Here is a 20,056-nt window from a genome sequence, read left to right on the forward strand (position 1 = left end):
TTCCTTAACACATTATAAATTAACACTTCTCAGCACAAATTCTCTATCTCTGCAAATCCGAATCTGGAACGTGCTTTATAAATTTTTTCCGATCCCCTCAAGTTCGTTCATGGAATCCTTGTTTTTTTCAAGTTCATCTCTGGCTGTTGCGTAATATGATTTTTTGAAAAGCATATCCCATGAAAGATATTTTGCCATACAGTCAAACTGCTTATCAATCAGCTCATACTGGATACTGTCTACGGGAGAACCGCCTACAATAATCGTGCCAACTTTTTTATTTTTTAACTGCAATCCACGACAGTAGCACTTATCAATGATAAGTTTCAATTGTGCTGACATTCCCCACCAATAAACTGGTGTAGCAAAAAGAATCATATCTGCGGCAGCAATTTTATCAATTGTAGGATTTGTATCATCCTTATCGACACATCCCTTAGAGCATTGACAGACACCACATCCCTTGCATGGTGCAATGTTGAGTTTGTCAGGTTCAATGATTTCAATTTCATTCTTTTCTGATGCTCCTTTTATAAATGCATTGATTGCTGTCAGCGTGTTTCCTTTTCTGGCACTTCCATTAATGATTACAATTTTCATACGTGTATCCTCCAACTTCCAATTGTTTTAATTCTTCTCAGTTCCACCTTCTTGCCCTTCGGACAAGAAGTATCCCCCGCTCAAAGAGCTCGGTCAATTCAAATCTTCTATTGCTTTCAGCCTCTGCTGAAGACTGAAAGTTACCTTCGCTTTACTATTTCTAATAGTTTTCTCACATAATCATCTGCGTGGTTTATTGAAAACTCTCCATGATACATATTAGGAAGAACTTGTATAAAACTATCCTGCAATTTTTCATGAATGATTTTAGCAGATTTTTTCATTGATTGCTTTTCTTTTTCTCCAACATAAATTTGAACGGTTGCTTCACACTCTCCAATGCCATCTTTTAGTGAATATACTGAGTTTTCCTGTAAAAAGGCAATCATATCACTCTTTCTAATAGCACAAGTATCTTTGTAATATTCATCAAACAAATTCGACTTTATTCGTAGTGATTTGAATTGCAATTTTGAAAACCACTTATACTTTATTAAGCCATAGCAACTTCCAAACGCCGGTTTAATCATAGAATATGTAAATTTTGAAGGTATCACAAGTACACTTTCCACTATTGCATACTTACATATATCTTTGCGTTGAGATAAAATTTCAAGCAAAATCTGCCCTCCAAGCGATAGTCCTCCCATCATTAAAACAGAACCGCCCAATTTGCTATTTACAAATTCTATAATATCCAAAGCATTATTCTCTATCGTTGTAAACTGCTTATCACATCCTGCATGACCATCTAATATAGGCAAAACCACATGATAATCTGTTTGAAGTCTTTCAGCAACCTCTTTGTAATTCCACCATGATAAACCGCCTCCGTGTAAGAGGATAATTACATCGCTGTTTTCTTTTCCATATTCTACATAATTCAACCTCTTTCACCTCGCTGTAAACTTCCGATTCTAATGTTTCTATTATACCATAATGATACTATTATAAAAAAGGAAAAAGAGCTCCTTCGAGCTCTTTTGAGTCAGTTCTGCAACTTGAAGTTGTTTATCCAAAATGAAATGGAATAACCATATCAAGTAAAACTGCAAGAACTATACTAATCGTTCCCATTAGCGCAGAACTCCTCAATGTGTCTCTCCTCAAAACAATAAGTCCAATAATAAAGACTATCACTTCCAAAACAGATTTTGCATTAAAATACCAGCATCCATATACAAAGCACATATTGAACAATACTGCCAAAATCAGCGCCGATAGTATAAGTGCCAGTTTGCTTTTCCCCCTTGCATACCAGCAGGCAAAAGACAATAATGGAGAAACAGCTGTAAATCCAAACCAAATCACCGCATAACTTCTTGGAAAAAATCCTGCAATATAGTTTGAATACAAATAGTAACTTGCAACCATACCAATAAAGAATGCAAAAACATTAATGCTTGCTCTTATTGCAGAATTGCTATAAATAGAAATACACAGTGCAATCAATACCCAGATTGCAAAACGTCCAAGGAAATTATGAACATCTAATGCTCCATCTATTGCCATAAGCACACTGGGAAGTTCAGCTTGACGAAAATCCAAAAATTTTGAAAAAGTCCCCAAAGCTATTCCAAGGAACAATACAGCTATAGTATTTATAATTTTTCTATTATTAGATATTGGTTTTTCTGCATTCCTGATATCATTCAAAAACTTTATCATAATTACCCTCACAAATCCCGATTTTTCAAATTCATATCCGAATTATATCATAAAAATAACGACACTGTATATCACTTTCGCAACCATACAATGCCGTTACTTTTATTTTCTTTAATGCACCAAACCAAACATATTCCTGTATACGATAAATATCATATACAGGGTTCGACTCAGTTTTAGTGGACTAGACGGGAGTCGAACCCGTGTCCAAAAACCAATCCCCTGTCCTTCTACGAGCGTAGTTCATAATTTGACATTCCCTCTGCAATTCCGGTATGAACACCGTAACTGTTTCAGTAGCTTCATCATACGCCCACGGGTTCAAAGCTTTGCCCGTGTCGTTTCTCACATAGTCGAAGCCTGGGTCCTAAAGTGTGAGTGCTCTAGGTCAGACTGCTGCCATTAGGCAGCGTAAGCTAATTTATTATCGTTAGCGTTTAATTTTAAGTTTGGAATTTAACGCATCACCCTGCGGCTCGCTTCTCCAGCTTCATAATCCCTGTCGAAACCTTTACTAGCCCTTATATATTTATTCTATTATAACCTGCCTCCGCTATTCCTGCAAGAGGCAAAGATAGAACCACTGTTTATATTGCCATTAACTGACAATTTTTATCCGCCTATTAACCAAGATTTCTTACTTTGAAATCCCGCTCTGCTTCACGGCGCATATCTTTCTTTGCAATATCATTCCGCTTATCATAAAGCTTCTTACCTTTTGCAAGCGCAATCTGGACTTTTACCAGACTTCCCTTGAAATATACTTCCACCGGAACAATGGTATAACCTTTTTCCTTAATCTTCTGCTCTAATTTACGAATCTCGTTTTTGTGCATCAGAAGCTTCTTCGGACGAAGCGGATCACGGTTAAAAATGTTTCCCTTTTCATATGGGCTGATATGCATACCATATATGATGACTTCCCCATGTTCAATGTGTATGAAAGACTCCTTGATACTGCATTTTCCCATACGGAGTGATTTTACTTCTGTTCCATGCAGGCTGATTCCTGCCTCATAAAGTTCTTCCAAGAAATAATCATGTCTTGCCTTCTTATTATTGGCAATCATCTTAATCGATTCTTTTCCCATTCTTCATTTCTCCTGTTCCTGTTGCCTCTGCCAATTCAAAATCGATGGTTCTTACAATTTCATCCACACCGATTACCCGGATATATACTTTCTGTCCCAGCTTATAATGGCGGTTCGTTACTTCGCCAACCAGTTCAAAAGTGTCTTCAAAATACTGATAGTAATCATCGGTAAGACTGGTTACATGCACAAGACCCTCTACCGTATTTGGCAGCTCGACATACATGCCATAAGATGCCACACCGGAAATAACGCCTTCATAAACTTCTCCAATATGCTCTGCCATATACTGTGCTTTTTTCAGTTTCTCCGTCTCGCGCTCTGCCTCATCTGCCCGGCGTTCTGTTTCGCTGGAATGTTTGGCTACTTCCGGCAGAATCGTTTCGTAATGTGTCATCCGCTTATGATTCATCCTGCCCCGCAAGGTTTCTTTGATAATGCGGTGTATCTGCAAATCCGGATAACGACGGATTGGTGAAGTAAAATGACAATAGCAGCTTGCTGCCAGTCCGAAATGTCCGGTGTTTTCTGTGGTATATTTTGCCTGTTTCATGGAACGGAGGGTCAGCCGGCTGATTAATGCTTCCTCCGGTGTTCCTTCGATTTTTCCTAACAGCTTCTGCAATTCCTTCGGATGAACTTCTTCCTGACTGATATGCAGTGTATAACCAAAATTGCTGATTAATGTTGCAAGCTTTCGAATCTTCTCTTCATCCGGTGTCTCATGTGTCCGGTACAGAAATGGAATTTCCTGCCAGAAAAATTCCTGTGCCACTGTCTCATTGGCAATCAACATGAAATCTTCAATTAATTTCGTAGCTGTATTTCTGTCATATGGCTTGATTTCCAATGGTCTTCCATTTTTATCCAGAAGAATTTTCGTTTCCGGGAAATCAAAATCAATCGAGCCGCGTTTCATACGATTCTTACGAAGCAGTGCTGCCAGCTCTCCCATTTTCTCAAACATCGGAACCAGTTCCCGATACTCTGCAATTGTTTCTTCGTTATGGTCTTCTAAAATTTCTTTTACTGCTGTATAAGTCATTCTGCGGTCAATTTTTACCACAGACTCTACAATTTTATGGTCAATGACTTTGCCCTTGGGGTTAATGGTCATGATGCAGCTCAATGCCAGCCGGTTCTCTCCTGCATTCAAGGAACAGATTCCATTGGACAATGCATGGGGCAGCATCGGAATCACGCGGTCAACGAGATATACACTGGTTCCGCGGTTCAATGCCTCCACATCCAGTGCGCTGTGCTCCTGCACATAATTGGACACATCTGCAATGTGAACGCCCAGAATATAATTTTCTCCATCCATAGTAAGGGATACCGCATCATCCAAATCTTTGGAGTCTTCTCCGTCGATTGTCGCCATCTGCCAGTCCCGCAAATCTTCCCTGCCTGCCATATCAGCCTCACTGACTTCTTTAGCTACATTTTCCACCTGTTTCATAATCTTCGGTGCAAATTCTGTCGGCAGGTCAAAGCCTCTTACAATGGATAAAATATCTGTTCCCGGGTCATTGATATGACCAAGTATTTCAACAATTTTTCCTTCCGGTTTCTTACCGTTTTTACCATAATCAGTAATCTCAACGACAACTTTGTGTCCATCTACTGCTCCTTTGGAGCGTTCGATTGGAATAAAAATATCCTGCGCCAGCTTCTGATTATCCGGCACCACAAATCCGAAGTTCTTACTGCTCTGATAAGTTCCGACAATCTGATGCAGACCTCTGGATATAATTTTTATAATTCTGCCTTCCCGGCGTTTTCCGGTCTTCTGCGGATTTACTGCAACAGATACAGTGTCCATATGCATGGCTCCGTTGGTATTCTCCTCCGGGATATAGATATCTTCCTCTTCACCCTCTACCGTCACAAAGCCAAAGCCTCTGCTGTTTCCGGTATAAACACCGGTCAAGAATCTTCCGGAAGCCTTTACATATTTGCCCTTCTGGGTCAGCTCTACCTTGCCTTCTTCCAGCAAAGCATCCAAAACCTCATGCAGCTCTTCCCGCTGCTCTTTGGATACCTGCAGAATCATTGCAATCTCTTTGGTTTTCATCGGGACATATAAGTCATCACAGATAAACTCATATACAATTTTCTTTCTTTTTTCCAGTGCTTCTCTATCCATTCTTTTCTTTCCTATTTTTTCTCGCTGCTCATGAAACAAAGAATGTGCCTTGTCACATTCTCGTGCCTGCGGCGGTCGCTTGCGGCATCTACCTTATACACCGCAGTGTGCATCCTCGCGGAGCTTTTTTTACTTTACAGGAAAGCAATTCCTGTAAAGTAAAAAAAGCTGTCGTTCACACGACAGCTCTTTGGTTCTTAGAAACTTCCAATATTCAGTACGATGGAAATTAACAGGAATAAGATTACCAGTACTCTGGTTACCTTTACCAACATTCCTTCCATAGAACGACCTTTATTCTTGCCCCAATAAGTATCAGCTGCTCCGCTGATTGCTCCAAGTCCTGCGGACTTACCTTCCTGAAGAAGAATAATTACTGTCAATGCGATAGATATAATAATAAATACAACTGTTAAAACCGTTTTTAAAACTGCCACGAATGACACCTCCTGTGGATTTATAATACTCGTAACTTTGACAGTATATCATACACCGGGATAAATTACAACCACTTATTTTGTATTTGTATTGAAATTTTGGGTAGGTAATTTTGCTAAAATCTGTTACGATTCTTCAATCCGAATCAGACGATTATATTTTGCCGTCCGCTCGCCACGGCACGGTGCTCCGGTTTTAATCAGGTCACTGCCTAGTCCTACCGACAAATCCGCTATGGTCGTATCCTCGGTCTCGCCACTCCGGTGGGACATGATGGTCTCATAACCATGTTCTTTTGCCATGCGGATGGCTTCCATAGTTTCTGAGAGCGTTCCAATCTGGTTTGGCTTAATCAGAATCGCATTACCGCATCCCATGGAAATTCCTTTATTCAGGCGCACCGGATTCGTGACAAATAAATCATCGCCTACCAGAATCACTTTATCTCCCACTTTTTCTGTCAGACGTTTCCAGCCATCCCAATCCTCTTCGTCCAGCGGGTCTTCAATGGAATAAATCGGGAAACGGCGAATCATCTTTTCCCAGTGCACAATCAGTTCATCCGTGGTATAACGCTTGCCGGATTTTGGCAGATAATATTCTCCCGGTGCATTACCTTTCCATTCGCTGGCAGCCGCATCCAGAGAAATCATAAACTGTTTGCCTCTGCCACAGCTGTACCCTGCTTTGGTAATGGCTTCCATGATAAGCTGGATGGCTTCTTCCTCATTTGCAATGTTTGGGGCAAAACCGCCTTCATCTCCCACTGCCACAGACAACCCACGGTTCTTTAATAATTCTTTCAAATGATGATAGACTTCTGCACACCATCGGATTCCTTCGGTAATGCTGTCAGCACCAATTGGAAGTATCATAAATTCCTGAACATCCAGATTGTTATCGGAATGTGCACCGCCATTTAAAATATTCATCATCGGCACCGGAATTGTTACTGCATTTACGCCGCCCACATAGCGGTAAAGCGGCATCTGCAATGCTTTTGCTGCTGCTTTGGCACAAGCTAAGGACACACTTAAGATTGCATTGGCACCAAGCTTTCCTTTATTTTCTGTTCCATCCAGCTCCAGCATCAGCGCATCTAAATTTTCCTGCCGCAATACGTTTCTGCCTATCAGTGCTTTTGCAATTCTTGTATTTACATTTTCTACCGCCTGCTGCACACCATTTCCACCATAACGCTCGCCGCCGTCTCTTAATTCAATGGCTTCAAATTCTCCGGTGCTGGCTCCGGAAGGTGCTGCCGCCCGGGCAGTCGACTTCTTTCCGGTTGTCTCCGTCTCCACAGTTACTTCTGTTTCTATTGTGGGATTTCCTCTGGAATCTAATATTTCTCTTGCATGAATTCGTGTAATCGTCATTTTTACAGCCATAAAAAAATCTCCTTTTGAAAATATTCTGAATTAATAGTTCAGTATCTCCAAAAGAAGATTTTTTATTCTTTCGAAATAATTCGATTATACGTTAATCTCGGCTGTCATACCAAGAATCTCTTTGTTGTCATCCAAAATCGGCTGTACCACATTCTTTAAGAAGGCATCTACCTGAATTGGTGCTCTTCCTACATATTTTGCAGGGTCCATATTCTGCTTCAGCTCTTCTAAGGTTGTATGGAATGCAGGTTCTGCTGCAATCAGCTCAAGAAGGTTGTTCTCTTTACCCTCCTGTTTTACATTTTTGCCTGCTTCCATGGAAAGTACACGAATCTTCTCATGTAATTCCTGACGGTCACCACCAGCTTTTACAGCATCCATCATAATATTTTCGGTTGCCATAAATGGAAGCTCGCTCATCATATGTTTGTAAATAACTTTTTCATATACAACAAGTCCGTCTACTACATTTAAGCAAAGGTCTAAGATTCCGTCGATTGCAAGGAAGCCTTCCGGAATGGAAAGACGCTTGTTTGCAGAGTCATCAAGAGTTCTCTCAAACCACTGGGTTGCGGATGTAATTGCCGGGTTTAATGCATCAATCATGACATAGCGGGAAAGGGATGCAATACGTTCACTACGCATTGGATTTCTCTTATATGCCATTGCAGAGGAACCAATCTGGCTCTTCTCAAACGGTTCTTCCACTTCTTTCAGGTGCTGCAGAAGACGGATGTCATTGGACATCTTATGTGCACTTGCTGCGATGCCTGCTAAAATGTTGGCAACTCTGGTATCTACTTTTCTGGAATAAGTCTGTCCGGATACTGCATAGCACTCCTTGAAGCCCATTTTCTGTGCAATCATCGGATCAATCTTATCGATGGTTTCCTGATCTCCGTCAAAAAGCTCCTGAAAGCTTGCCTGTGTTCCTGTGGTTCCCTTGGAACCTAAAAGTTTCAGGCTGCCTAATACATAATCTAAGTCTTCCAAATCCATAATAAATTCCTGGCACCACAGTGTTGCACGTTTTCCAACGGTAGTTGGCTGTGCCGGCTGGAAATGGGTAAATGCCAGTGTCGGCTGATTCTTATATTTATCTGCAAATTTTGCCAGTTCTGCAATGACATTTACTAATTTCTTACGAACCAGTTTTAATGCCTCTGACATAATGATGATATCGGTATTATCTCCAACGTAGCAGGAGGTTGCTCCTAAATGGATGATTCCTTTTGCTTTCGGACACTGTACGCCGTAAGCATATACATGGGACATAACATCATGACGGACTTCTTTTTCTCTTGCCTTTGCCACATCATAGTTGATGTCATCCTTGTGTGCCTTTAATTCGTCAATCTGTTCCTGTGTAATATCAAGTCCAAGTTCTTTCTCGGTTTCTGCCAGTGCAATCCAAAGTCTTCTCCAGGTACGGAATTTCATATCTGGGGAAAAGATGTACTGCATTTCTTTGCTGGCATAACGCTCTGATAATGGGCTGTTATATCTATCGGTACTCATATGTGTGCTCCTTTTTATTTTTTATATTCATAATTGCAGACTCAGCTCCACTCAAAAGTTTCGCTCCACTCGGAAGCTTCGCTTCCTCGTTGTCCGTTGCACCTTCGTGCACCGTACAATCCTTACAACCATACCGGCTGGTTCATGCAAGCATGACAGCCGGTACGGTTATAAGGATTAGCCGCTGTGTCAGTCTGCTTATCGCTCATATTCGCCACGGATATCCTCTTTTGGCGGCTCCATCGGATATTTTCCGGTAAAGCATCCTTTACAGATTGGAAGTCCTCCTACCAGCTGTTCCAGACGCTCTATTTTTAAGTATCCCAAAGAATCTGCACCTATTATTTTCCGGATATCTTCGATGGTTCTGTTATAGGCAATCAACTGCTCCCTCTCCGGAATATCGGTTCCAAAATAACATGGCCATAAGAATGGAGGAGAACTGATTCTTACATGCACTTCTGTGGCACCGGCTTCTTTTAACATATTTACAATACGGTCAGATGTGGTTCCACGCACGATGGAATCGTCAATCATAATAACACGCTTGCCACGGACTGATTCTGCCAGTACATTTAATTTTACTCTTACGCTGGATTCTCTGCTGCTCTGCTTCGGTTTGATGAAGGTTCGTCCCACATAACCATTTTTTACAAAAGCAGTTCCATATGGAATTCCGGACTGCAGGGCATAACCCTGAGCTGCTGCATTTCCTGACTCCGGTACTCCTACTACCAGGTCTGCATCTACCGGTGAATCCATTGCAAGGAAACGTCCTGCCTGGATACGGGATGCATAAACGCTGACCCCGTCAATATGGCTGTCCGGTCTCGCAAAATATATGTATTCAAAAATACAACGTGCTTCCTGTTCTTTTGGAAGACACATAGTCATATCAGACTGAATGCCGCCTTCCGGTGAAATTGTTACCACTTCTCCCGGCAATACGTCTCTGACATACTCCGCATCAATGGTCTCCAAGGCACAGGTCTCAGAAGTAATGATATAAGCATTGTCACGTTTTCCGATTACAAGGGGTTTAAAACCATATGGATCTCTTGCGCCAATCAGCTTACGAGGGCTGGCTACAACCAGAGCATAAGCTCCTTTTAACTTCTGGCAGGCTCTGCGTACTGCTTCCTCGGCTGTCTTGGAATTCAGACGCTCTCTTGCAATGTGGTAAGCAATTACCTCAGAATCAATGGTGGTCTGGAAAATTGCTCCGGTATATTCCAAATCTTTGCGAAGCTCCTTCGCATTGATGAGGTTTCCGTTGTGTGCCAATGCCAGCGTACCTTTTACATAATTCAATACCAGCGGCTGTGCATTCTCACGGGTGGAGGAACCTGCGGTGGAATAGCGGACATGACCGACTCCGATATCACCTTTCATTGCTTCTAACTGTTTTCCGGTAAATACTTCGTTTACCAGTCCCATATCTTTATAGGAAGTAACTTTTCCCTTCGGTCCGTTTGTCTCACTTACTGCAATACCACAGCTCTCCTGTCCTCTGTGCTGTAATGCAAACAGACCATAATAAATACTGGAAGCCACATCATTTCCGTCAAAATCATACATGCCGAAGACGCCACATTCTTCATGCAGTCCGTCCCATGGGCTTTCCTTTAATTCATTGTTATTCATAGGGTTCTCCTGACTATATTTTTAAGCAAATTTCTTACCGGTCAGTAATTCAAATGCTTCTTCGTATTTCTCAATTGTCTTCTCGATTACTTCATCCGGAAGGAGATAATCACTGTCTGGATTTGCTTTTAACCAGTCTCTTACAAACTGTTTGTCATAAGAAGGCTGTCCCTGTCCCGGTTTATATCCTTCTAATGGCCAGAAACGGGAGCTGTCCGGTGTCAGCATCTCATCACCTAAAACTACATTTCCATTCTCATCGAGACCAAATTCAAACTTGGTATCTGCAATGATGATTCCTTTGCTTAATGCATATTCCGCACATTTCTTGTAAAGTGCGATGGTATATTCTTTAATCTTTTCTGCGTACTCAGCACCCTTGCCCGGGAATGCTTTCTCTAATACGTCAATACTCTGTTCAAAAGAAATATTCTCGTCATGGTCACCAATCTCAGCTTTGGTACTTGGTGTGTAAATCGGCTCAGGTAATTTATCGGATTCTACAAGTCCTTCCGGTAATTTGATTCCGCAGACGGTTCCGTTCTCTTTGTAGCTTGCCCAGCCACTTCCGGTAATATATCCACGAACAATACATTCGATTGGAATCATTTCCAGTTTCTTGCACATCATGCTGTTGCCATCATATTTCTCATTCTGGAAAAATTCCGGCATATCTTTTACATCAACGGAAAGCATATGGTTTGGCACGATATCCTTTGTAAAATCGAACCAGAATCTGGACATCTGTGTCAGAATTGCGCCCTTATTGGTAACCTTGTTCTTTAAAATATGGTCAAACGCTGAAATTCTGTCTGTTGCAACAATGATAAGGCTTTCTCCATTATCATATACTTCTCTTACTTTTCCTTCTTTAAATGGTTTAAATTCCTGCATACTGCTTTTGTCCTCCATTTTATGCTTTCGCAAATTTTTGTTGTGATAAAAAACACTACTGGAAAATTATAATACAGTGCCTTTTAGAAAGTCAATGAATTTGGGCGAAGTGCGCCTTTTGCCCCATATAGAAAAATGAGCGAAATTTATTAGTTTTTTTGTCTAATATTTTCTATTTATAAGTATTATTAATATATGTGCCGGAAAATACTTATCTATAGCAAAAGATTCTGTACCTTACACTTGAGATACAGAATCTTTTTATTTACGCGAGCAGCGAGATAAATTACATGCTTGCATGCAGATTTGCCAAGCACTGCGATAACTTGAGAAACTCGCAAAGCGTGTTTCTCGTAGTTAGTATTTCGCCCTTACGGTCTTATTTTTTGATTAACAAAGATTTCCCTGTCATTTCTTTTGGCTGTTCCATTCCCATCAGCTCGATTAATGTAGGAGCGATATCTGCAAGACATCCACCCTCTCTTAAACCGTATGCAGGGTCTGCATTTACCAGAATGAATGGTACCGGATTGGTAGTATGTGCTGTAAATGGTTCGCCTGTTTCATAATCGATTAACTGCTCTGCATTTCCGTGGTCTGCGCAGATGAACATCTGTCCGTCAACCTCTTTTAATGCTGCAACAGCTTTGCCTACGCACTCATCAACTGCTTCTACTGCCTTGATTGCTGCAGCCTGAACTCCGGTATGTCCAACCATATCCGGGTTAGCAAAGTTGATTATGATTACATCATATTTTTCAGATTTGATGGCATCTACTAATTTATCACATACTTCGTATGCACTCATTTCCGGTTTCAAATCATAGGTTGCTACCTTTGGAGATTTTACCAGAATTCTTTCTTCACCTTTGTTTGGCTCCTCTACACCGCCGTTGAAGAAGAAGGTTACATGAGCATATTTCTCAGTCTCAGCGATTCTTGCCTGAGTCTTGCCATTGTCTGCAAGGAACTGTCCAAATGTATTGGTAAGTTCTACCTTGTGGAATGCAACGGTTTTGTTTGGAATGGTTCCATCGTATTCTGTGAAACATACATAAGTTACGTTCTTTCTTGCGCCTCTGTCAAATCCGTCGAACTCATCTGCACAGAATGCTCTGGTAATCTCTCTTGCACGGTCAGGGCGGAAGTTAAAGAAGATAATGGTATCGTTATCCTGTACGGTTGCAGTTGGAGCACCATTTTTCATAATTACAGTCGGAACTACGAACTCGTCTGTTACATCTTTTGCATAAGATGCATCAATTGCTGCAACAGCGCTGTCTGCTGTCTCGCCAACACCTTCTGTAATTGCTTTATATGCTTTTTCTACACGATCCCAACGGTTGTCACGGTCCATTGCATAGTAACGTCCGTTGATGGTTGCGATTTCACCAACACCGATTTCTTTCATTTTTGCTTCCAGCTCTTCGATAAATCCTTTTCCGGAAGTAGGTGCGGTATCACGGCCGTCTAAGAAGCAGTGTACATATACTTTGTCTAAGCCTTCTTTTTTTGCCATTTCCAGAAGTCCAAACAAATGTGTAATGTGGCTGTGAACTCCACCATCGGATAATAATCCATATAAATGAAGTGCAGAACCGTTGTCTTTTACATTTTTCATGCCGGCAAGCAATACTTCGTTTTTAAAGAAATCTCCATCTTCGATTTCTTTGGTAATTCTGGTTAATTCCTGGTATACAATTCTTCCTGCACCCATGTTCATATGTCCTACTTCGGAGTTACCCATCTGTCCATCCGGAAGTCCTACGGCAAGTCCGCTGGCATTTCCCTTTACCCATGGATAATCTTTCATCAGTGCATCAATGTTTGGCTTGTTTGCCTGGGCTACTGCATTACCCTCAGTTTTGTCATTCAGACCAAAACCATCTAAAATCATCAATACGGTTGGTTTTTTACTCATGTTTTTTCCTCTTTTCTTTAAAATCTTCTATTGAAACGGATTACTCCGTTGCTGTCACATAACCATCATCATCTATGGTAATTCCCACGGAAAGGGATTCCATAAAATCAAAAATACGTCTTTTCTCACTTTCATCTGTCACCAGTGAGGTCTTGTAATTCTTCTGTATACACGGCAGAAACCGAAAATCAATAGTTCCTTCATCCCGGATGATTACCTGGGATAAGCCGGTATCTAATGTTGACGCCGAAAACCAGAAATTGCCAAGACTGTAGATAATCGGCACGCCATCCATATATTCCATGCCCTGCAGGCAATGGGTATGTCCGCCGATAATGACATCCACACCGGCTTCCACAAACTGTTTTGCAAGAGCCACCTGGTCGGAACCAAAATAGTTATTTCCTTCTGTTCCCCAGTGTACAAAAGCAATCACATAATCGCTGTTGTCTCTTGCTTCTTCTATTACTTTCAGAAACTTGTCCGGATTTAAGGTCTTTAACACGCCCGGTGTCGTCTCAGTTGCTTCCTTCGTATAATTTAAAGAGCGTTCAATCTGTGTAGCTGATACAATTGCTATTTTCTTTCCATTTGCCACAAAATATACCGGACGCATGGCATCCTTTAAATCTTTTCCTGCTCCTACATACGGAATTCCTGCCTCTTCCAGTGTATCTATGGTATCAATCAATGCAGCTTCGCCATAGTCATAGACATGATTATTGGCAAGACTGACAATATCTGTTCCAAATGTTTCTAACAAGTAGACACGCTTTGGATCTGCCCGGAAAGTATAATCCTTGCCAGCTAAAGGTTCCCCTCTTGTACTGTAGGTGAACTCATTGTTTATCATCATAATGTCTGCATTATTCATTTCCTGCAATAAATCTTTGGAAAAGCAGTCATTGATTCCATTTGGCTGTCCATCCATGTGTTCCGTTGTGCCCCAGCCTTCTGCAAAATTAATATCGCCGGTAAAATCCAGCACAATCTCATCCTCAGAGCTGCATGTCTTCCAGTAAACCTGCTGCAAATCCTCTTCATTCATGCCGGTGTCCTGACAATAAAGAAGCCACAGCACATGTATGGAATTTCCGGTCTCTTCGTACCAGACATTTACATTCTGGTCTTCCTGAGACTCCTGTGCAATATTTAATACTGCTTCTTTTCCGTAATTGGCATAAACCCAGTTTAAGAAACTTTCGTCAATCCGATAATCCCCGATAAATTCTTTGCTGCAGGAATCCAGCAGTGCTTCGTATGCATCATCCAAATCTTCTATCACCAGCTTCTTCGTCTCTGTAGAGACTTCTTCCGTTTCCGTCACTGCATATTCTATTTTCTCGCTGCTTTCCGGTTCTGCATTTACCTGCGCTTTCCTGTCACATCCACTGCAAACCATTCCAAACAACAATATTCCTATCCCTGCCATCTGCAAAGCTTTTCTTCTCAAATCGGTATCCTCGCTCAACTCCTCTTTCATCTCTTGTGTCCTGCTTTATTGCCGATAACATTATACACTATCTTTCTTTTTCTAACAATCCTTATTTTAGGCAAATAGCGTATTCTGTTATCGGATAAACTATCCGTGCGAATCATTCGTCGGCAAGACCACATAAGGGCAGAAAGGGGTACTGGGAATTTCCACTATACGCCTTTTCTTCCCGCAACCGGTGCATATTCACATCCATGCTCAAATGCACCTCGCAGACACATCCCTGTGCCTGCGTTGCTAACTTTATATAGGAAATTCCAAGTACCCCTAACAGCCCTTACAAGGCTTGCCGGCGAATGACCTGCACAGATAGTTTACCGTATATCAGAATCACACTTCTTTTATATCAAACCTCATCATTTAACATTTCTTCTAAGGTATGCCAGCCTAATACAGCGCATTTTACCCGGGCAGGCATATGGGAAATATCCTTTAATGCCGAAGCTTCTTCCAGCTCGTCAATCTCTTCATCCGAAGCTTCTCCTTTTATCATTTTTAAGAATAATTCTCCTAAATGCAGCGCTTCCTCTTTCTTCTTTCCGACAATCATGCCCAGCATAATATCGGCAGATGCCTGGGAAATAGCACAGCCATCTCCTACAAATGCACCGTCTACGATTTCATCACCATCTAATTTTAATTTTAAAAAGATATCATCTCCGCAGTTTGGATTCACGCCTTCCAACACCAGATCGGCATCCGGAAGGTCATGCTTGAACTCCGGGTGAATATTGTGTTCGGTAAGGATTTCATTATAAAAACTTCTACTCTCCATATCCCATTCTCCTTCTGACTCCTGCCACGCTTTTTACCAGTGCATCGACTTCTTCTTCTGTATTGTAAAACATCAGGCTTGCTCTTGTAGCGGAGCGGACGCCCAGATACTCTAACAGCGGCTGTGCACAATGATGACCTGCACGGACAGCCACACCGTCGGATTCCAATACCGCACTGACATCATGCGGATGCACGTCTTCAATAGTAAATGTCAGGATTCCGGTATGCTCTTCTGCCAGTTCAGAGCCCAGCACATGAACCTTTGGAATTGCTTTCAGTCCTTCCAAGGCTCTTTTCGTAAGTGTAAGTTCCCGCTCCTGCATGGTTTCAAAACCGATTTTGTTAATATAATCAATGGCGGCAGCCAGTCCCACTGCGCCTGCTGCATTGACGGTTCCTGCCTCAAACTTATGCGGAAGCTCTGCATATTTTGCACCGTCTCTTGTTACAGAATCTATCATTTCTCCGCCGGTAAGGAATGGTGGCATTGCCTTTAAAAGTTTTTTCTTTCCATATAAGACACCGATTCCCATCGGTCCCATTAACTTGTGACCGGAAAATGCCAGAAAATCCACATCCAGCTTCTGCACATCAATCGGCATATGTGGGGAGCTCTGGGCGGCATCCAGCACGACTACCGCATTGCTCTTTCTTGCTCTTCGCACAATTTCCTCTACCGGAGTCGGACGTCCCAGCACATTGGACACCTGTGTGATTGCTACCAGTCTTGTTTTATCAGAAAAAGCTTCGTCTAACTTTGCTTCGCTTAAACTACCGTCCTTTTCACATTCCAGATAAATAAGCTTTGCGCCGGTCTGTCTTGCCACCATCTGCCACGGCAGCATATTGCTGTGATGTTCCATAATGGAAACCACAATTTCGTCCTCCGGACAAAGATTATTTAAGCCATAGCTGTACGCTACTAAATTCAGGCCCTCTGTGGTATTTCTGGTAAATATAATTTCTGTCTCAGATGCAGCATGGATAAACTGCTGAACTGTTTTTCTCGCTGCCTCATAGGCATCGGTTGCTTCCAGGCTCAAAGGATAGAATCCACGCATCGGATTGGCATTATGTTTTTCATAAAATTCCTTTTCCGCTTCAATGACGCATGCCGGCTTCTGTGCGGTTGCTGCATTGTCAAGATAGATAACATCCCGGTCTTTAAAAAGAGGAAAATCCTTCTTAAAATTGTACATCCTAAATCACCTCTTCCAGCGCTTCCTTCGCAATTTTTTCTGCTGCTTCATCCTTCATCAAATCACAGATATGCTCCAATTTTGCACCTGTCACAATACGTTCTGCAGCTTCCTTATCAATACCTCTTGCTCCAAAATAGAACATGGTATCTTCATCTAATTCTCCAATGGTTGCTCCGTGATTTCCCTTTACGTCTTCCTGTGCACATAAAATCAGCGGAATGGTCTTATTTTCCACATCATCACCCAGCAGAAGTACGCTTTCCTCTTCCTGTCCTTCTGCGCCGGAGGAACCACGTTTGAAATCAATGGTTCCGCGGAAAACCTTATGTGCCTGTCCGCGAAGAGCTCCGTCAGAATTAATATAGCTCATGGTTTTCTCGCCAAAATGATTGGCTACCATATTATAGTCTAAAATCTGCTGTGCCTGACCAAGATATCCGGTCTCTGTGGCAAAATTACTTTCTTTTCCATTCAAATCCACGCGGCATCCAGAATAGAGATTCCCTTTTCCAAGGAACAACTGGATATATTCCACCTTTGCTCCCTCGCCAATCAGGTCTCCGCCTATGTCACTTAATAAAGTCTCATGTTCCTGCGGCATCTGAACCTGAATTAATCTTACAGATGCACCGCTCTCGACTTTCATTCTGACACGGACTGCCAGAGATGCTTCTGCGGTACTTTCTTCCTCTTTTGTGGCATCCGGAGCCACACGGCTGTCCATCACAACAGTAAGTGTACTGTTTTCTTTTGCAACTATCTCTACACAGCCTGCCGTATGTGCATCTTTTTTGCCGGAAATGTGCAGTCTTACGGTTTTATCCTGTCCTGCATTATCTGCAAGAATCTGATATTTTGCAGTATTTTCTGTTGCAAAGATTGCATCTGCTTCTCTTCCGGCACCGGTTTCAATGTCCGAAAGCTGCTCTGTTTCAGTAGCTACTGCATCTCCCTCTGCTGCAATCTCACAAGGTTCTATCTTATTGCTCCATTTTATTGGAGTTTCATTTACCTTCAGCCAGTTCCAGGTAGGAGAAGGCAATTCATTGATTTTCATACTTACATTTTGTTCCATGCTCTTTCCACATCCCTTCTGCTATCCTATGCTGCCCTTCATCTCAAGGCGAATCAAATTGTTCATTTCCAATGCGTACTCTAAAGGCAGTTCCTTGGAAACATTATCCGCAAATCCGCTGACGATGCAGGCTCTTGCGTCCTCTTCGCTCATGCCTCTTGACATCAGATAAAAAATTGCTTCATCACTGATGCTTCCAATCTGGGCTTCATGTCCCACATTAGCATCCTTGGTACGGATGTCCATTGCCGGAATGGTATCGGAACGGGACTCAGAATCTAACATCAGAGACTGACAGGATACTGCTGACTTCGTGCCTTTCGCTTCCTTCGTTACCACAACGGAACTACGGAAAGTACTGATACCACCATCCTTGGAAATGGAACGGGTATTCATATAGGAGCTGGTGTCCGGTGCGCAGTGTACCACTTTGGCTCCGGTATCAAGGTTCTGTCCTTTTCCTGCAAAAGTTACACCGGTAAATTCCATGCGGGCGCCCTTTCCTTTTAAGACACTCATCGGATACAGATAAGATACATGGGAACCGAAGGAACCGGATACCCATTCAATGGTTCCGCCCTCTTCTACCAGTGCCCGCTTGGTATTTAAGTTATACATATTCTTTGACCAGTTCTCGATGGTGGAATAACGAAGTTTTGCATTCTTGCCAACATACAATTCCACGCATCCTGCATGCAGATTGGCTACGTTATATTTTGGTGCGGAACATCCTTCGATGAAATGAAGGGATGCTCCCTCATCTACGATAATCAGTGTGTGTTCAAACTGTCCGGCACCCTTAGCATTCAGTCTGAAATAGGACTGCAGCGGAATCTCTACGTCCACACCCTTTGGCACATAAACGAAAGAACCACCGGACCAGACTGCACCGTGCAATGCTGCAAATTTGTGGTCATTTGGTTTTACCAGCTTCATAAAGTGCTTCTGTATCATATCTGCATATTCACCATGCATTGCACTTTCCAAATCCGTATAAATAACGCCCTGTGCGGCAACTTCTTCTCTTACATTATGATAAACCAGTTCGGAATCATACTGTGCGCCAACACCTGCCAGTGACTTTCTCTCTGCCTGTGGAATTCCAAGACGTTCAAAGGTATCTTTAATGTCCTTTGGCACCTCAGACCATTTTCCCTTCATCCTTGTGTTTGGGCGGACATAGGTTACGATATGCTCCATATCCAGTCCTTCAATCGATGGTCCCCAGTCTGGCACTCCCATTTCATTGTAAATCTGTAACGACTGTAAACGGAAATTCTGCATCCAGACGGGGTCATTTTTCTCTTTTGATATCTGCTCTACGATTTCAGGAGTAAGACCTTCTTTCAGCTTATAAGCATCCTTCTCATCATCCCGGATATCATATATGCTTCTGTCGATATCTTCTACATAGCTTTTCTCTTCCATTCCTTACACTCCTTACTCGTATTTTGCAAAACCATTCTCGTTTACTTCATCAATCAGGGATGCATCTGCGGTCTTAACAATGTGTCCTTCCACCATGATGTGCGTGAAATCTACGTGTAATGCCTCTAAAATCTTGGTGCTGTGTGTAATAATCAAAAGGCTTCCCTTACTGCTCTTCTGGTATTCTTCGATTCCCTTTGATACGGTTCTTACTGCATCTACATCCAGTCCGGAATCGGTTTCATCCAGAATCGCAAGCTCCGGCTTTAACATCAACATCTGTAAAATTTCAGCTTTCTTTTTTTCGCCGCCGGAAAATCCTACATTCAAATCACGTTCTGCATAAGACGGATCCATCTGTAAAAGTTCCATTTTCTCTGCCAGTTCTTTCTTAAAATCATAGAAACGGACTCTCTTTCCAGTCTTCTGTTCCAATGCACTACGGATAAAGGAACTTAAGGTAACGCCCGGTACTTCCAGTGGGTTCTGGAAAGATAAGAACATGCCGCTCTTTGCGCGTTCATTCACCGGCTCTCCGGTAATATTTTTTCCCTGGAAAAAGATTTCTCCGCTCTCTACCTGATAACGTGGATTACCAACCAGTGTATAACCCAGTGTAGATTTACCGGTTCCGTTTGGTCCCATCAGTACGTGTGTCTCATGTCTTCCTATTTCAAGATTTACGTCATGTAAAATATGTTTTTCTTCTACACTGACATTCAGATTTTTAACCTCTAAAAGTAATTCTTTGCTCATTTTTCTTCCTCC

17 protein-coding genes and 1 other RNA gene are annotated in these 20,056 nt (G+C 42.1%); all 18 read right to left on the reverse strand.

The genetic code is table 11. The features are described 5' to 3' along the window. Positions 1 to 75 precede the first annotated feature (75 nt). On the reverse strand, positions 76 to 600 hold the full coding sequence (locus DWX65_RS03135; RefSeq protein ID WP_117840792.1) for a flavodoxin family protein: 525 nt from the start codon (positions 598 to 600) through the stop codon (positions 76 to 78). Positions 601 to 740: 140 nt separating this feature from the next. After that, on the reverse strand, positions 741 to 1,487 hold the full coding sequence (locus DWX65_RS03140; RefSeq protein ID WP_005342006.1) for an alpha/beta hydrolase: 747 nt from the start codon (positions 1,485 to 1,487) through the stop codon (positions 741 to 743). A gap of 124 nt (positions 1,488 to 1,611) precedes the next feature. Further along, positions 1,612 to 2,268 (reverse strand): hypothetical protein, encoded by a 657-nt coding sequence (locus tag DWX65_RS03145; RefSeq protein WP_118172771.1) that lies wholly within the window; start codon positions 2,266 to 2,268, stop codon positions 1,612 to 1,614. A 177-nt stretch (positions 2,269 to 2,445) separates the two neighbouring features. Then, positions 2,446 to 2,789: a transfer-messenger RNA gene (gene ssrA, locus DWX65_RS03150) on the reverse strand. 102 nt (positions 2,790 to 2,891) lie between these two features. Next, positions 2,892 to 3,359: an SsrA-binding protein SmpB gene (gene smpB, locus DWX65_RS03155; RefSeq protein WP_022242388.1), complete on the reverse strand. Its 468-nt coding sequence runs from the start codon at positions 3,357 to 3,359 to the stop codon at positions 2,892 to 2,894. Next, a complete protein-coding gene (gene rnr / locus DWX65_RS03160; RefSeq protein ID WP_118172772.1) occupies positions 3,340 to 5,505 on the reverse strand; it encodes a ribonuclease R in 2,166 nt (721 codons plus the stop codon). Before rnr ends, smpB begins: the two co-directional genes overlap by 20 nt. A 197-nt stretch (positions 5,506 to 5,702) precedes the next feature. Next, on the reverse strand, positions 5,703 to 5,942 hold the full coding sequence (secG, locus tag DWX65_RS03165) for a preprotein translocase subunit SecG (RefSeq protein WP_117696942.1): 240 nt from the start codon (positions 5,940 to 5,942) through the stop codon (positions 5,703 to 5,705). Positions 5,943 to 6,068: 126 nt separating this feature from the next. Then, positions 6,069 to 7,334: a phosphopyruvate hydratase gene (gene eno / locus DWX65_RS03170; protein ID WP_118172773.1), complete on the reverse strand. Its 1,266-nt coding sequence runs from the start codon at positions 7,332 to 7,334 to the stop codon at positions 6,069 to 6,071. An 84-nt stretch (positions 7,335 to 7,418) separates the two neighbouring features. Continuing rightward, on the reverse strand, positions 7,419 to 8,852 hold the full coding sequence (gene purB, locus DWX65_RS03175; protein ID WP_022242392.1) for an adenylosuccinate lyase: 1,434 nt from the start codon (positions 8,850 to 8,852) through the stop codon (positions 7,419 to 7,421). 198 nt (positions 8,853 to 9,050) lie between these two features. Beyond that, positions 9,051 to 10,496, reverse strand: coding sequence for an amidophosphoribosyltransferase (gene purF / locus DWX65_RS03180; protein ID WP_117840787.1), 1,446 nt, complete (start codon positions 10,494 to 10,496; stop codon positions 9,051 to 9,053). Between the two features lie 21 nt (positions 10,497 to 10,517). Then, positions 10,518 to 11,390: a phosphoribosylaminoimidazolesuccinocarboxamide synthase gene (locus tag DWX65_RS03185; RefSeq protein WP_117696937.1), complete on the reverse strand. Its 873-nt coding sequence runs from the start codon at positions 11,388 to 11,390 to the stop codon at positions 10,518 to 10,520. Positions 11,391 to 11,769: 379 nt separating this feature from the next. After that, positions 11,770 to 13,311 (reverse strand): 2,3-bisphosphoglycerate-independent phosphoglycerate mutase, encoded by a 1,542-nt coding sequence (gene gpmI / locus DWX65_RS03190; RefSeq protein WP_117696935.1) that lies wholly within the window; start codon positions 13,309 to 13,311, stop codon positions 11,770 to 11,772. A gap of 40 nt (positions 13,312 to 13,351) precedes the next feature. Further along, positions 13,352 to 14,794 carry a CapA family protein gene (locus DWX65_RS03195; RefSeq protein WP_118056911.1) on the reverse strand — a complete coding sequence of 481 codons (1,443 nt, stop codon included), beginning with the start codon at positions 14,792 to 14,794 and terminating at the stop codon, positions 13,352 to 13,354. A 358-nt stretch (positions 14,795 to 15,152) separates the two neighbouring features. Beyond that, entirely contained in the window at positions 15,153 to 15,581 is a 429-nt protein-coding gene (gene sufU, locus DWX65_RS03200; RefSeq protein WP_022242397.1) for a Fe-S cluster assembly sulfur transfer protein SufU, read from the reverse strand. Continuing rightward, positions 15,571 to 16,782, reverse strand: a complete 1,212-nt coding sequence (locus DWX65_RS03205; protein WP_117946744.1) for an aminotransferase class V-fold PLP-dependent enzyme — start codon at positions 16,780 to 16,782, stop codon at positions 15,571 to 15,573. The genes sufU and DWX65_RS03205 overlap by 11 nt, the downstream gene beginning before the upstream one ends. A 1-nt stretch (position 16,783) precedes the next feature. Continuing rightward, positions 16,784 to 17,860: a SufB/SufD family protein gene (locus DWX65_RS03210; protein WP_118056912.1), complete on the reverse strand. Its 1,077-nt coding sequence runs from the start codon at positions 17,858 to 17,860 to the stop codon at positions 16,784 to 16,786. 21 nt (positions 17,861 to 17,881) lie between these two features. Next, positions 17,882 to 19,288: a Fe-S cluster assembly protein SufB gene (sufB, locus tag DWX65_RS03215; RefSeq protein WP_118056913.1), complete on the reverse strand. Its 1,407-nt coding sequence runs from the start codon at positions 19,286 to 19,288 to the stop codon at positions 17,882 to 17,884. A 12-nt stretch (positions 19,289 to 19,300) separates the two neighbouring features. Beyond that, positions 19,301 to 20,044, reverse strand: coding sequence for a Fe-S cluster assembly ATPase SufC (sufC, locus tag DWX65_RS03220; protein WP_117840780.1), 744 nt, complete (start codon positions 20,042 to 20,044; stop codon positions 19,301 to 19,303). Positions 20,045 to 20,056 lie beyond the last annotated feature (12 nt).

The organism is Roseburia sp. AF20-18LB (genome assembly GCF_003461185.1).
Classification (GTDB): Bacteria; Bacillota; Clostridia; order Lachnospirales; family Lachnospiraceae; genus Roseburia_C; species Roseburia_C amylophila.